We start from the raw sequence: 13,186 nt of genomic DNA on the forward strand, positions 1-13,186 counted from the left end.
GGCTTTCGTGAAAACGCTGAAGCGCGACTACGTCCAGGTGACGCCGTTGCCGGATGCACAGACCGTTCTCGGATTGATCGGAGGCTGGATCGAGGACTACAACGAAAACCACCCGCACTCAGGGCTGAAAATGCGCTCGCCCCGCGAGGTCATCGCAGCTCAAACCGCAACCGCCTGAGTGTCCGGTGAAACGGGGGCAAGACCACGATGCAACATCCACGAGGACGCGTCGTAACGCCGTATTTGCTTTGGTCCGGTTCGTCCCGCTCTGCCGTCATCCGCTCCTCGAAGATACTGCGAGATGCACGAAGGGCTGGAATGCGACATCTGATGGGTTCTGTCGGATATCCGCGTGATCCCGCGCCGCATGGTTACGCCGGATGCCCTGCTTCGCAGACGCAGCGAACGGCAGCTCTGAAGGGCCGCGCCGCGGCATATCGATGTCAAGGCAAGGGCGGCTGAGGGCCGGTTCTAGCTTCACCACGTCCGAAGGCACTACTGGTGCATTCGCTTCGCGCTTTCCTCCTCCCGAAACCTTGCAAGGGTAGTTTCGACGGTCGGCCCTAAAACCAGGAGGGCTATGATCGTCAGAAATGGCGAAAAGATGAGCGTCAGGCATACCCAGCCAACCGCTGATCGCCCCCGGTCGGTGGCCATCGAGGCTGGGAGCAAGATGTAAAGCCATAGCGCCAGGCAAAACACCAGCACGCCACCGATCAAGGCAACCGTCGATTCGCCCATCATCGCAAATCCTCACGAGCCCACGTCAAAGCGACTATGAGCAGATGTCATGCCTTGCTCAAGGGCCATGGCAGCACAGTTGCGGACGTTTGCACGAAAGCTATTGTGACTGACCCGTCCCCTCGCTGTGCCACGCTCGAGCGCTCGCTCAGAGGAACTGGGCACTGAGGGCCAAGGCCGCTAAGGGCTGATAGCGCTGTCAGCGATGCGCTAGATAATCCGCCGAAACGTAACCCGAGATACTGGGCTTGTCAGTGAGGAAGACCCTGCACCAGACCTTGCCATTGTTTGTCACGCAGTTCTGACGGGTAAGGCGCGTTCCGTCAGGCAGGCCGATTATGATTTTGTGGTTGAGGCCCGGGCCTTCGCGAAGCTTCAGGAGATCATCTGGCCCGGCACCTTTGACTACTGCACCAGTGCCGACCGTGCATCCGGTGGCGATCAAGAGGGCGAGCAGAGCCGCAAGATGAGTACGCATTATCTGTCCTGAATCGTTTCGCCATCCGTACGACATCATCACGCCAAATGACAGTCGGCAGAAAACGGACGCGGATAGTCAGCGCGGCAAAGCCACCTCCGCGAAAATGGCACCCCCAACCTCTCGCGGCAGCCTGCTTGAGCGGCCGCTTCGGAGGAGCCGCGTTGCGGCGTTGCCTGACCTTCGACGGTCCGTAACCTGAGGCCAATGTCGCACGCTATGACGGGCTGCGGGGAGGAACACGCCATGCGTCATGACCCCGCTGGAGCCGCCATTGTCATCATGCTGCGCAGCCTGAAGATGCCGGGCATGGCGCAGGCCGTGCATGACCTCATGGAGCAAGGCGCCCCGGCGTTCGAAGCCGCGATGCCGATACTGTCGCAGCTGCTCAAGGCTGAAATGGCCGAACGCGAGGTGCGCTCGATCGCGTATCACATGAAGGCCGCGCGCTTCCCGGCCTACAAGGACCTGTCAGGCTTCGACTTCGCCGCCAGCGAGGTCAATGAAGCCCTCGTGCGTCAACTCCATCGGTGCGAGTTCATGGACGCGGCCGAGAACGTGGTGCTGATCGGCGGCCCCGGAACCGGGAAAAGCCATGTCGCGGTCGTGCTGAAAGCACGCCTCCGGCGTGACCCTCGGCGTCCAGGCCATCGAGCATCGCCTCGTCATTGTCGCCCGTGTGCAATCCGTAGAACTCCACCCGTCAAGCTTCGAGGGGCACCGGAGCATCCGCCACGGCCGAACCGCCGGCCCGTTCCCTGGCCGCGTGGAACGCCTTCAATCCGAGGCTTTCGTTGGGTGTCAGGTTGGGCGATTGCGTCCGGGGCTGTCCCTTGACCTCCACGAGCACGGCGCTGCCGATCGGCTGCCCCTCCTTTCCTGGCCCCACCACGATCGGCTGAATCTCGAAACAGAACGGCCTTGGCGGCGGCGCCTCCTTCATCTTGGTGTTGGTCACGGTGACGATTCCAGCCTTCATCTCTACCCGGTACTCGGCGTCCAGCGCCGCCCGGAGCACCGCCGAGCCCCGCGTCCGGCTCTTGTCCCCGTGCCCGGTGTGATGAACCACGATCACGGTGCAGCCGGGGTAGGCGCCGCGCATGGCATCGACGGTCTGCACGAAGCGGTTCATATCCGCCGTGCTGTTTTCGTCGCCGGGGCCGAAGTTGCGCGCCAGCGTGTCGAGCACGATCAGGGCCGGCGGCCCATCCTTCTCCGCGGCGGCCCGGAGGGCCTCGGCCACGGCCTTCGCGGATTCAGATTCCAGGAGACTCGCCGCGCCGCCACTCAAGAGGAACGGCGCGCCGCCGCTCTTCCTTGCGCTCGGCGATCGGGTCGCCGTCGGCCGCGACCTTGCCCAGCGCCGCGCTTCCTTCACATTTGTGACCGTCTCGGGCGTGCCGATCTTGAGGCGCTTCGTATTCACGGAACGGCCAGCCCCGGCTGGCCGATAGGTGACGATGTACGACTTGCTCGCTCCGCGCATCCACGATTTTGCAGACGCGTTTGTCCAGCTCCAAGATGCCCGCCACATGGCGGACTACGATCCGATGGTCAGACCAACCAAGGAGCAGGCCCAATTCTACACTGAATTGGCGGATCAGAGCATAAAAGCGCTGCGGTCAGCGCCAAACAACGACCGAAAAGCCTTCGCCGCTTGGGTGCTCATTACGTCGCGGGGCGCCAAAGAAGCACGGAAGAGGGTGAAGGGTGGGGATTTACGGAAGATTTAGGGGCAGCGATTGGTTGTCGACGACCTCGCCCCTCGGCGGGTTCGATTCTGCCAAACCCTACTCAACGTGTTGCCCATGTGCTGCCCGATGCCCGGAGAGACGCACGAGCCTCAGAGCTGAGCGCCATAAGGCATTAATATATAAGTGAAAACTGGTCGGAGTGAGAGGATTCGAACCTCCGGCCCCTGCCTCCCGAAGACAGTGCTCTACCAGGCTGAGCTACACTCCGACCGTGGCACGCGGAGTAGCGCGCGACTCTCGCTTTGGCAAGGGCCAATCCTGACGGGGCGGGACGGATTCCGAGCTGCGACCGGGGTCGGGCGGGTCCAAGGGTTCGATTCTCGACGGCATGCGAGACGAACTGCACGGATTCTGGAGACGTACCGTGCATACGGCGTTTCGGTCTGCGTCCGGACAGGCCGACCGCGCCGATCCGCAATTCCGACGAAGCGATCGGACCCGTTGCGATACAGGAGATGCCGCGGGCCGCGCATCGCTGTGGATGCCCTGATCGCCCATATCGATCAAAAGGCACCCCGGGTCTGGAGGAACTCCTCGCCGCCCGGCCTTGATGCCACCTTCCCCGGCAGTCTGCAAAATCAGGGTGTTCCGTCTGCGGAGCCGGCCTTGGGTGCCGCCGTGCCATCTGTTGTGGTTCCTGCCTTCAGCGCCGAGCACGGGCCTGATCCATGTCGGCGTGGCGCAGAACCGCATGGCCCGGCACAAGCCGTGCTCTGACAGGGAGGAGATCCTCCAGCTTCCCACGCACACGGCGCCTCGGCGACATGGACGCGGTCAAGGTGGTGACGGCGATCCCGGACGCGGTAATCTGTCGGCCGGTGACCGAACCCGGTGCGCGCAGCACATCTGCTAGGCGTCCCTGCGCGCCAGCGCCAGAAGCCCCGGCACCTGCGCGCGGATCGCGATATTCGTTCCGGGGTCCAGCACGGTCAGCCAGCGCGCGGGGATCGCCGCCATCCCCCAGGTGGCACCTGCCAGCATGCCCGCGATCGCCCCGGTGGTATCGGCATCGCCGCCTTCGTTGACGGTTGCGACAAGGGCGTCCTCGAAGGATTCCGCGCCAAGGTAGTGGTGCATAACCGTCTGAATCGTATCGACGATGAAGGGCGATGATTGGCCGAGATAGGGCGCAAAACGAAACGCGCGGTGGCGGCCGACCAGCGCTTCGGCCTCGGCGCGCACGGCTTCGCGCCCCTGTCCGTCCAGCAGCGCATGGACCATGCGCACAAGCGCCAGGCAGGCCGCGTCAGACAATGGATGGTGATGGGTCGTGCGCGCTTGCGCCAGTGTCCAGTCCTCGGCCCGGGACGGGTCGTCCAGAGTTGCCAGCGCGACGGGCAGCACCCGCATCGCGGCCCCGTTGCCCGCATCGCCCTCGGCAAAGCCGCCCTTGACGGTCCCATTGCGCATGAAACGCCGGATGCCGCGGCGGCAGGTATTGCCGACATCGGCGGGGCCGGTGGCAAGCCAGGCGGCAAATTCCTCGCACAGATCGCGCGCGTCGAACCTGCCCGCGCGCAACAGCGACCGGCCCAGCGCCAGCGCCATCTCGGTGTCATCGGTCACCTGCCCCGGCGCCAGCTTCAGCCAGCCGCCGCCCGTGATCTCGCGGTGCACGCCATGCTGCGCGGCGATCTCGCGTGCGGTCATGAATTCTACCGTGGCGCCCAGCGCATCGCCGATGGCAAGCCCCAGATAGGCCGCCAGCGCGCGGTCCTCGACATCCGGGCGGAACCGTTCAGACATAATCCACCCTCACCCGGTATTCGCCGCCCAGCGCCAGCACCTCGGCCTCGCCGCGCGGCAGGGTGGCGGGCAGAAGGCCGTTGAAGAACAGCACCTTGGCCAGCGGCACCTGCGCGGTCAGGATGCGGTCGCCGAAACAGTCGGCCACGCTGCGGTCGGTGGTGAACGACACCAGGTTGTTCAGCCGGACCACCGCCGCGCGCCTGTCGATCCGCTCGACGATCCGGTGTTCGTCAAATCCGTTCACCCCGCGAAACAGCGTCAGATGGGTCTGGCCCGGAAAGGCGAAGCGCGCGATCGCCCATTGGCAGAACTCGAACAGCAGGTCGAGCTGCACCCAGATCGCGTTGTTGTGAAAGCCGCTGGCCATCTTTTCCTCGACATAGCCTGCCCATGCGGGGTCCGAGACCTGCGCGATGATGCCCTTGTGAAAGGACGGGCAGACCCCGAAGCGGCTTTCGACCCAGCCTTTCAGAACCGCGCCCTCGGGGCCGTTGCTGTCAAAGCTCCAGCCCTGGATCAGCCGCAGGAACGAGGACCGGAACCGCCGCTTGCCCGACCCCTCGTCGCGCTGTTCGTCATCAAGGCCGAACATCGCGGTCATGTAGGCCAGGAACGCGCCGCCCGCCTCGGCCGGGGTTTCGGCCTGGTCCAGCATGGCGAACAGGCTGGAGTTCATCTCGCGCACGCCCCAGATATGCAGGGGCGCGGGCGCTTCGTTGAAAGCGCAGCTTGCCAGCCAGTCCGGGGGGCGCCCCACCAGATTGGTCGAATGGCCAAGGCCGCGTTGTCCCGCATCCGTCATCGTGGGCAGGATGCGTCATCGCGGCCGGGCGGGAAAGCCCCATCGGCACCGCTCCGGGCGCATCGCGCCTTGTACCCGGGCCGCGCATCTGGTCTTGATACCGGCCACGGGGCGGCGTGGCGTGCCCCGCAGAATCCGCCCGGCAAGGGCGAACGGACAAGACGGAGGAGTTCCATGAAGGCGATCACTCTGGGCAGGGGCGCGTTCGCCGCCCTGGTGGCGGGCGCGATGATGCTGGGCACGGCCTCGGCCGAGACGCTGCGGCTGTCGCACAATGTCGGCGACACCACCACCTGGCACAAGGGCGCCGAGAAGTTCGGCGAACTGATCTCCGAGGCGACCGGCGGCGACATCTCGGTGCGGGTCTTCCCCAATGCCCAGCTTTCGGGCGGCGACCAGATGAAGCAGGCCGAGATGATCGGCCGCGGCGCGCTGGACCTGGTGCTGACCTCGGCGATCAACGTCACGCCGCTGGTGCCCGAAATGGCGGTGTTCTCGCTGCCCTATCTCTATTCCTCCTATGACGAGGTCGACGCGACCACGCAGGGCGCGCCCGGCCAGATGATGGCCGACATCCTTCTGGAAAAGGGCATCGTCGTGCTGGCCTGGGGCGAGAACGGCTTTCGCGAGATCACAAACAACACCCGCCCGATCACCAGCCCCGACGACATGAAGGGGCTGAACATGCGCGTCGCGGGGCCGATGTATATCGACGTGATGAACGCGCTGGGCGCCAATCCGCAGCAGATGCAATGGTCGGAAACGCTGACCGCGCTGCAACAGGGCGTGGTCGACGGGCAGGAAAACCCGATCGGCGCGGTCATCATCCCGCAGCAGGTCTACGAGATGCAGAAATACCTGACGACCTGGCATTATTCCTATGACCCGATCTTCCTTGGCATCTCGAAGGCCAAGTGGGACAGCTATGATGCCGGGATGCAGGACAAGCTGCGGACCGCCGCCATCGAGGCGATGGAATACCAGCGCCAGATCACCCGCGACGGCACCGCCAGCGGCATCGACTTCCTGCGCGAGAAGGGGATGGAGGTCACCGAGCTGAGCCCCGAGCAGTTGGCCGCCTTCCGAGAGGCGACGCAGCCGGCCTTTGACACCTGGGCGGCCAAGGTCGGCCCCGAGATCGTCGAGGCGTTCCGCGCGGCCATCGCGGAAGCGCAGTAACCGATGAAACGGCGCAGGTCCGCCCGGCGCGGGCCTGCCCTTCGTTCGCCATAGCGGGAAAGCCCGATGCGTTTCCTTCTCGACGAGGCGGAAAAGATCGTCTGCGCGGTCCTGTTCCTGGGCATGACCGCCATCGGCTTTGCCAATGTGGTGGTGCGCTACGGCACGAACTACTCGCTGGCCGCCACCGAGGAATTGCTGACCAACGGCTTCCTGCTGCTGACCGTGTTCGGCGCCGCCATCGCCGCGCGGCGGGGCGAGCATCTGTCGGTGACGCTGGTCCATGACCTGCTGCCGCGCGCCTTGCGCAAGCCGCTTTTCGTGCTGGCCGCCGCGCTGTCCGTGCTGCTGCTGGCGCTGTCGGCCTGGTTCTCGTGGCAGACCCTGACCAACCAGTTGTCCAGCGGCATCCGCTCCTACGCGCTGGGCCTGCCCGCGTGGTATTACCAGGCGGCGGTGCCGTTCGGCTTTGCGCTGATCCTGATCCGCTATCTGCAACACGCATGGACAGTGCTGCGCGGCACGGGCGACGGGGGATCCGATGCCTGATCTGTTCCCCGGCCTCGGCGCGGGCACCGGGATGGTGATCCTGTTCTTCCTGCTGATGGCGCTGCGCGTGCCGGTGGCCTTTGCGCTGGGCCTGTCGGCGATCCATGCGATGTGGCAGATCGGATTCGGGCTGGAGCTTGCGGGCGACCTGATCGCGGCGGGCGTCACCAAGTTCTCGCTTCTGGCGATTCCGTTCTTCATCCTTGCGGGCACGCTGATGGGCACGACGGGGATTGCCGAGCGCATGATCCGCTTCTTCCGCGTGCTGATCGGGTCCACCCCCGGCGGCATGGGGGTTGTGGGCACGGTGGTCTGCCTGTTCTGGGGCGCGGTCAGCGGATCCGGTCCGGCCTCGGTCGCGGCCATCGGGCCGATGATCGTCAAGGGGATGGAGGAGGACGGCTATTCCCGCGCCTATGCGGCGGGGCTGGTCTGCACCGGCGCGGCGCTGTCCATCGTGATTCCGCCCTCGATCGGGCTGGTGATCTATGGCGTGATCGCGGAAACCTCGATCTCGCAACTGTTCATCGCGGCGATCATCCCCGGCCTGTTCATGGGGCTGATGATGCTGGCCACCCTTCCCTTCGCCCGGCGCGAGGGGCCTGCGACAAGCCCCGCGCTGGACGCGCTGAGCCCGATGCCGCATGCCGCGCTGCCCTATGGTCGGCGGCTGTGGCTGTCCTTTCGCGAGGCGTTCTGGGGCCTTCTGACGCCGCTGGTGATCCTTGGCGGGATCTATTCGGGCATCTTCACCCCCACCGAGGCGGCGCTGGTCGCGACCGTCTATGCGCTGGGCGTCGGCGCGTTGGCCTATCGCTCGCTGACCTTGCGCGGGCTTTACGAGGCGCTGGCCAATGCGGCCGCGTCCTCTGCGGTGGTGATGCTGGTGGTGGCCTATGCGGGGCTGTTCGGCTGGGTGGTCAATGTCGAGGATCTGATCGGCAGCTATTCCGGCGCGCTGCTGGGTCTGAGCGGCAATGAATGGGTGATCCTGCTGGTCATCATGGTCGTGCTGCTGGTGGCGGGGATGTTCATGGACCCGGTGACGGTGATGTTCATCTCGCTGCCGATCTTCCTGCCGGTGATGCGGGAAATGGGCTGGGATCCGGTCTGGTTCGGGGTGGTGGTCATGGTGAACCTGGCCATCGGGCTGTTCACGCCGCCGGTGGGCATCAACCTTTACGTCGCGGCCAATGTCACGCGCCTGTCGATCGAGCGCATCGCGCGGGGCGCGCTGCCCTTCCTGATCGCAAGCCTTCTGGGGCTGGCGGCGATCGCCGCCCTGCCCGCATTGTCGCTGACGTTGCTGGGGATGCTGCGCTGATCACTCCTTGCGCGTCATCGCCGCCCTGAGCGCATCGCCCAACGCGCCCCGGCCGGAAGATTCGGGCGCGCGCGGCTTGCCCGTGCCCCTGGGGCGCGCGGGGCTGGCGGGGCGCGGGTCGGCGGCGGCGGCATCCTTGCGCATCGACAGGCCGATGCGCTTGCGGGGAATGTCGATCTCGACCACGCGCACCTTGACCACATCGCCCGCCTTGACGACCTCGTGCGGGTCACGCACGAAGCGGTCGGCCAACTGGCTGACATGCACCAGCCCGTCCTGATGCACGCCGATATCGACGAAGGCGCCGAAGGCGGCCACGTTGGTCACGGTGCCTTCCAGCATCATGCCGGGTTTCAGATCCTTGATGTCCTCGACCCCGTCGGCAAAGGCGGCGGTGCGGAATTCGGGGCGCGGGTCGCGGCCGGGCTTTTCCAGTTCGGCAAGGATATCGCGCACCGTGGGCAGGCCGAAGCGGTCATCCACGAACTGCTCGGGTTTCAGGCCCTTGAGCGCGGCGCCGTTGCCCATGATCTGACGCAGATCGCGGCCGCAGGCGGCGACGATCCGGCGTGCCACGCCATAGGCTTCGGGGTGGACCGAGGAGGCATCCAGCGGTTCGGCCCCGTCGCGGATGCGCAAAAACCCCGCCGCCTGTTCGAACGCCTTCGGCCCCAGCCCGCCGACCTTCAGGAGCGCCTTGCGGGACGGGAAGGCGCCATGGGCATCGCGATGCGCGACGATGGCCTGCGCCAGCGACGGACCCAGCCCCGCGACATGGGCCAGCAGCGGCGCCGAGGCGGTGTTCAGATCCACCCCCACGGCGTTCACCGCGTCCTCGACCACCGCCTCCAGCGTCTGGGCAAGGCGGCGCTGGTCCACGTCATGCTGATACTGGCCGACGCCGATGGATTTCGGCTCGATCTTGACCAGTTCGGCCAGCGGATCCTGAAGCCGCCGGGCGATGGACACGGCGCCGCGCAAGGACACGTCCAGATCGGGAAATTCGCGCGCCGCCAGTTCCGAGGCGGAATAGACGGACGCGCCCGCCTCGGACACCACCACCTTGACCGGGCGCGGCCCGGCGTCGGGCAGAAGGCGCAGCGCCTCGGCCACGAAACGCTCGGTCTCGCGGCTGGCGGTGCCGTTGCCGATGGCGATCAGCTCGACGCCATGGCGGCGGACCAGTTCCAGCACCGTCGCCATGGCCCCGCGCAGGTCGTTCCTGGGCTGAAAGGGATAAAGCGTCGCCGTCTCGACCAGCTTGCCGGTGGCGTCCACCACCGCGGCCTTGACGCCGGTGCGGATGCCGGGGTCCAGCCCCAGCGTCGGGCGCGCCCCCGCAGGCGCGGCCAGCAGCAGGTCGCGCAGGTTGCGGGCAAAGACCGCGATGGCCTCCTCATGGGCGCGGCGGCGCAATTCGCCCAGAAGGTCCATATACATCGTCAGGCCCAGCTTGACCCGCCAGGTCCAGCCCGCCGCCTCGCGCAGCCAGGCATCGCCCGGGCCGTCGCCCGCGATCCCGATCTCGGCGGCGACCATGCCGATGGCGCGGGGCGTGCCGGTTTCGGGATCGGGGGCGATCTCGATGGTCACGACCTCTTCCTTCGAGGCGCGCAGGATCGCCAGCGCCCGGTGCGCGGGGATCGTGGCCCATTTCTCGCGATGGTCGAAATAATCCGAGAACTTGGCGCCCGCCTCCTCCTTGCCGGGCACGACGCGGGCGGCGATGAACGCCTCGTCCTGCATGAAGGCGCGCAGCCGACCCAGAAGATCCGCATTCTCGGCCAGTTGCTCGGCCAGGATGTCGCGTGCGCCCGCCAGCGCGGCCTTGGTGTCGGGCACGGCATCCGACAGATAGCCCGCGGCCAGCGTCTCGGGCGCCGCGCCGCGGTCGTCCATGATCGCGCGCAGCAGCGGCTCCAGCCCGTTCTCGCGGGCGATCATCGCCTTGGTGCGGCGCTTGGGCTTGAAGGGCAGGTAGATGTCTTCGAGCGTGGCCTTGGTCTCGGCCCCGGCGATGGCGCGGGCCAGCCCGTCGGTCAGCTTGCCCTGCTCGCGGATCGAATTCAGGATCGTTTCGCGCCGCGCCTCCATCTCGCGCAGATAGGCCAGCCGGTCGGCCAGCAGGCGCAACTGGGTATCGTCCAGCCCGCCGGTCACCTCCTTGCGGTAGCGCGCCACGAAGGGCACGGTCGCGCCGCCGTCCAGCAACTGGACCGCGGCCTGAACCTGTGCGGGCGCGGCGGCGATCTCGGTGGCGATGGTACGGGTGATGCGGTCCTGGGCGGTCGTCACGGCAAGATCCTTGTCTGCGGTTGGACGGCCTTCCTAGCGGAGGGCGCGGGCCGCGCCAAGCGGCAGCCCGCGCCCTGCCCGCTCAGTCCGCGCCGCGGGCGACGTCGCGGGCGGCGACCTGCCGACGCTGAAGCAGCCAGACGATCAGCGCCGCGCCAAGCCCGATGCCATCGGTCAGCCAGCCGCCGTCGATCATCGCAAGCGCCGCGGCGCCAACGAACAGGCGCAATGCCGGGTTCAGCGTGCCCATGAACCAGCCCTGCACCGCCGCCGACAGCAGGAACACCCCGAAGGCGGCCGAGGCGGTGACATGCACGACCTCGGTCCAGTGCCCCTGCATCAGCAGGGCGGGCGAGGCGAAGATCATGAACGGCACGACAAAGGCCGCCAGCCCGAACTTGAACGCCTCGACGCTGGTCTTCATCGGGTCGGATTGCGCGATGGCCGCCCCCGCATAGGCGGCCAGCGCCACGGGTGGCGTGATCGCCGACATCACCGCGAAGTAGAAGATGAAGAAATGCGCCAGCAGCGGCTGGATGCCCATCTGCACCAGCCCCGGCGCGATGACCGAGGCCGCCACCGCATAGGCCGCCGTTGTCGGCATCCCCATGCCGAGGATGATCGCCACGATCATCGCGAAGAACAGCGCGACAAGCTGGCTTTGCCCGGCCAGCCCCAGCAGCAGCCCCGAGAACCGCGTGCCGATGCCGGTCAGCGCGATCACCCCCACGATGATGCCCGCTGCCGCGCAGACCGCGATCAGTTGCAGGCTCATCTTGGCGGCCAGCTCGAAGGCGCGCAGGATCGCGACCGGCCCCATACGATACGGCGTCAGCCAGCTGACCACCGTGGCCGCCGCCATCGCCCAGACGCCCGCCCGGATGACCGAATAGCCCGCGAACAGCGTGGCGATCAGGATGATGATCGGCAGGAACAGGAACGCCTTGCGCGCCAGCACGTCGAAGCGCGGCAATTCCTCGCGCGGCAGGCCCTTCATGCCGTATTTGCGCGCGGCCAGATCGACATTGAACAGCACGCAGGCAAAGTAGAGCAGCGCGGGGATGATCGCCGCGATCACGATCTCGGTATAGGCGATGCCCGTGATCTCGGACATGATGAAGGCGCCCGCCCCCATGATCGGCGGCAGGATCTGCCCGCGGCCTCGATCGCGCCGGCGGTCTGGGGCTTGTAGCCCACCTTCTTCATCAGCGGGATGGTCAGCGACCCGGTGGCCACCACGTTGCCCGCCGAGGTGCCGTTGATCATGCCCATCAGGCCCGAGCCGAACACCGCCACCTTGGCCGGTCCGCCGCGCAGATGCCCGGCGGCGGCAAAGGCGAAATTGACGAAATACTCGCCCACGCGGCTGGCCTGTAGGAAGGCGGCGAAGGTCACGAACAGGATGATGTAGGTCGAGGAAATCGCCGTGGTCGGGCCGAGGATGCCCTGGTCGGTATAGACATAGGTGAAGAAGCGCGTCGCCGAATAGCCGCGATGTTCCAGGATGCCGGGCAGCCATGGCCCGACAAAGGCATAGATCACGAAGATCCCCGCGATCACCACCAGCGCCAGCCCGGCCAGCCGCCGCGTCAGTTCGAGGATCAGCAGAACGCCCGCCGCGGCGGCGAACATGTCCGCCTGCTTGGCCAGCGCGGTGCCCGCGCGCAGCCGCAGGAAGGGTGCGTGGTGGATGATGTAAAGCGCAACCGTGATCGCGGCGACGGCCAGGAAGACATCCGCAAGGTCCAGCCGCTCGCGGCTGCGGTCGGGCATGAACCAGCCCAGCCCCACCAGCCAGATCGATCCCAGCAGCAGCGGCCAGCCGAAGGACAGCACCATCGCATCGCGCGCCGCCGCCTGATCGACGACGCCGATGCCGAAATGAAAGCCCACCGCCTGAAGGAAGGCCGCCGCAATCGCCGCGGCCCCCGGTGCGATCAGGGCAAGGCGCAGCCGGTTCAGCCCACGCGGCCCGGGATCCTCGCCGAAGGTGGCGGTCGAGAACAGCAGGAAGCCGATGGCCAGCCCGCCGCCGACATGGATCAGCCGGTAGACCCAGGGCTCCAGCGGGTAGAGGTAAAGCACGCCGACATGGAAGATCGTGTAGCCCGCGCAGATCAGCGCCAGCAATCGACCGAGCAGGTATCCGGGGCGCCGCTGGTTCGACGCATAGGTTTCGGCGTCGACGCCCCTTGCGATATCGGGCCCCGCCTCGTCCGCCGCGGCGGCCGTCGGATTGGATTGCATGGCCTTCCCCCCTCGGTCGGCTGGAGCGGTTGCCGACCCGACCGGGTCAGGTGGTCCGCGCCTCTGGT

General features: G+C 66.8%; 11 protein-coding genes, 1 tRNA gene and 2 pseudogenes. 6 read left to right on the plus strand and 8 right to left on the minus strand.

Going from position 1 to position 13,186, the window contains the following annotated elements; all coding sequences use genetic code 11:
* Nucleotides 1-178 (plus strand): integrase core domain-containing protein (locus tag EV216_RS01170; RefSeq protein ID WP_165899105.1); only part of this gene is annotated, 178 nt, incomplete at its 5' end.
* 317 nt (nucleotides 179-495) lie between these two features.
* Here EV216_RS01170 and EV216_RS01175 read toward each other — a convergent pair.
* Complete coding sequence (locus tag EV216_RS01175) at nucleotides 496-741, minus strand: hypothetical protein (RefSeq protein ID WP_165899106.1); 246 nt, start codon at nucleotides 739-741, stop codon at nucleotides 496-498.
* A gap of 199 nt (nucleotides 742-940) precedes the next feature.
* The gene (locus EV216_RS01180; protein WP_132693234.1) at nucleotides 941-1,219 is read right to left on the minus strand and encodes an SH3 domain-containing protein; all 279 of its coding nucleotides are present in this window, start codon (nucleotides 1,217-1,219) and stop codon (nucleotides 941-943) included.
* Between the two features lie 246 nt (nucleotides 1,220-1,465).
* Here EV216_RS01180 and EV216_RS01185 point away from each other — a divergent pair.
* A pseudogene (locus EV216_RS01185) lies at nucleotides 1,466-1,916 on the plus strand (ATP-binding protein); the annotation flags it as partial.
* Between the two features lie 6 nt (nucleotides 1,917-1,922).
* Here EV216_RS01185 and EV216_RS01190 read toward each other — a convergent pair.
* The gene (locus tag EV216_RS01190; RefSeq protein ID WP_165899107.1) at nucleotides 1,923-2,645 is read right to left on the minus strand and encodes an AAA family ATPase; all 723 of its coding nucleotides are present in this window, start codon (nucleotides 2,643-2,645) and stop codon (nucleotides 1,923-1,925) included.
* Nucleotides 2,646-2,679: 34 nt separating this feature from the next.
* On the opposite strand from EV216_RS01190, the gene EV216_RS01195 reads away from it, so the two are divergent.
* Nucleotides 2,680-2,952, plus strand: a complete 273-nt coding sequence (locus EV216_RS01195; protein ID WP_165899108.1) for a hypothetical protein — start codon at nucleotides 2,680-2,682, stop codon at nucleotides 2,950-2,952.
* A gap of 152 nt (nucleotides 2,953-3,104) precedes the next feature.
* Here EV216_RS01195 and EV216_RS01200 read toward each other — a convergent pair.
* The 3 genes from EV216_RS01200 to EV216_RS01210 form a co-directional block, all read right to left on the minus strand.
* A tRNA-Pro gene (locus tag EV216_RS01200) sits at nucleotides 3,105-3,181 on the minus strand.
* A 641-nt stretch (nucleotides 3,182-3,822) separates the two neighbouring features.
* Nucleotides 3,823-4,719 (minus strand): ADP-ribosyl-[dinitrogen reductase] hydrolase, encoded by an 897-nt coding sequence (draG, locus tag EV216_RS01205; RefSeq protein ID WP_132693237.1) that lies wholly within the window; start codon nucleotides 4,717-4,719, stop codon nucleotides 3,823-3,825.
* Entirely contained in the window at nucleotides 4,712-5,524 is an 813-nt protein-coding gene (locus EV216_RS01210; protein WP_132693238.1) for an NAD(+)--dinitrogen-reductase ADP-D-ribosyltransferase, read from the minus strand. The genes draG and EV216_RS01210 overlap by 8 nt, the downstream gene beginning before the upstream one ends.
* A gap of 174 nt (nucleotides 5,525-5,698) precedes the next feature.
* On the opposite strand from EV216_RS01210, the gene EV216_RS01215 reads away from it, so the two are divergent.
* The 3 genes from EV216_RS01215 (at nucleotide 5,699) to EV216_RS01225 (ending at nucleotide 8,576) form a co-directional block, all read left to right on the plus strand.
* Nucleotides 5,699-6,703, plus strand: a complete 1,005-nt coding sequence (locus tag EV216_RS01215; RefSeq protein WP_132693239.1) for a DctP family TRAP transporter solute-binding subunit — start codon at nucleotides 5,699-5,701, stop codon at nucleotides 6,701-6,703.
* Between the two features lie 66 nt (nucleotides 6,704-6,769).
* Nucleotides 6,770-7,252: a TRAP transporter small permease gene (locus EV216_RS01220; protein WP_132693240.1), complete on the plus strand. Its 483-nt coding sequence runs from the start codon at nucleotides 6,770-6,772 to the stop codon at nucleotides 7,250-7,252.
* On the plus strand, nucleotides 7,245-8,576 hold the full coding sequence (locus tag EV216_RS01225; RefSeq protein WP_132693241.1) for a TRAP transporter large permease: 1,332 nt from the start codon (nucleotides 7,245-7,247) through the stop codon (nucleotides 8,574-8,576). Before EV216_RS01220 ends, EV216_RS01225 begins: the two co-directional genes overlap by 8 nt.
* On the opposite strand, the gene EV216_RS01230 is transcribed toward EV216_RS01225, so the two are convergent.
* Nucleotides 8,577-10,871 carry a Tex family protein gene (locus EV216_RS01230; protein ID WP_132693242.1) on the minus strand — a complete coding sequence of 765 codons (2,295 nt, stop codon included), beginning with the start codon at nucleotides 10,869-10,871 and terminating at the stop codon, nucleotides 8,577-8,579.
* 82 nt (nucleotides 10,872-10,953) lie between these two features.
* Nucleotides 10,954-13,118: pseudogene (locus EV216_RS01235) on the minus strand (TRAP transporter permease).
* Between the last annotated feature and the right edge of the window lie 68 nt (nucleotides 13,119-13,186).

The sequence above is a fragment of the Rhodovulum steppense genome (genome assembly GCF_004339675.1).
Lineage (GTDB): Bacteria > Pseudomonadota > Alphaproteobacteria > Rhodobacterales > Rhodobacteraceae > Rhodovulum > Rhodovulum steppense.

Excerpts from the sequence above, each read along its gene's own strand:
- EV216_RS01175 (WP_165899106.1), bottom strand. The coding sequence starts at position 741 with ATGGGCGAATCGACGGTTGCCTTGATCGGTGGCGTGCTGGTGTTTTGC.
- EV216_RS01180 (WP_132693234.1), bottom strand. The coding sequence starts at position 1,219 with ATGCGTACTCATCTTGCGGCTCTGCTCGCCCTCTTGATCGCCACCGGA.
- EV216_RS01195 (WP_165899108.1), top strand. The coding sequence starts at position 2,680 with ATGTACGACTTGCTCGCTCCGCGCATCCACGATTTTGCAGACGCGTTT.
- draG (WP_132693237.1), bottom strand. The coding sequence starts at position 4,719 with ATGTCTGAACGGTTCCGCCCGGATGTCGAGGACCGCGCGCTGGCGGCC.
- EV216_RS01210 (WP_132693238.1), bottom strand. The coding sequence starts at position 5,524 with ATGACGGATGCGGGACAACGCGGCCTTGGCCATTCGACCAATCTGGTG.
- EV216_RS01215 (WP_132693239.1), top strand. The coding sequence starts at position 5,699 with ATGAAGGCGATCACTCTGGGCAGGGGCGCGTTCGCCGCCCTGGTGGCG.
- EV216_RS01220 (WP_132693240.1), top strand. The coding sequence starts at position 6,770 with ATGCGTTTCCTTCTCGACGAGGCGGAAAAGATCGTCTGCGCGGTCCTG.
- EV216_RS01225 (WP_132693241.1), top strand. The coding sequence starts at position 7,245 with ATGCCTGATCTGTTCCCCGGCCTCGGCGCGGGCACCGGGATGGTGATC.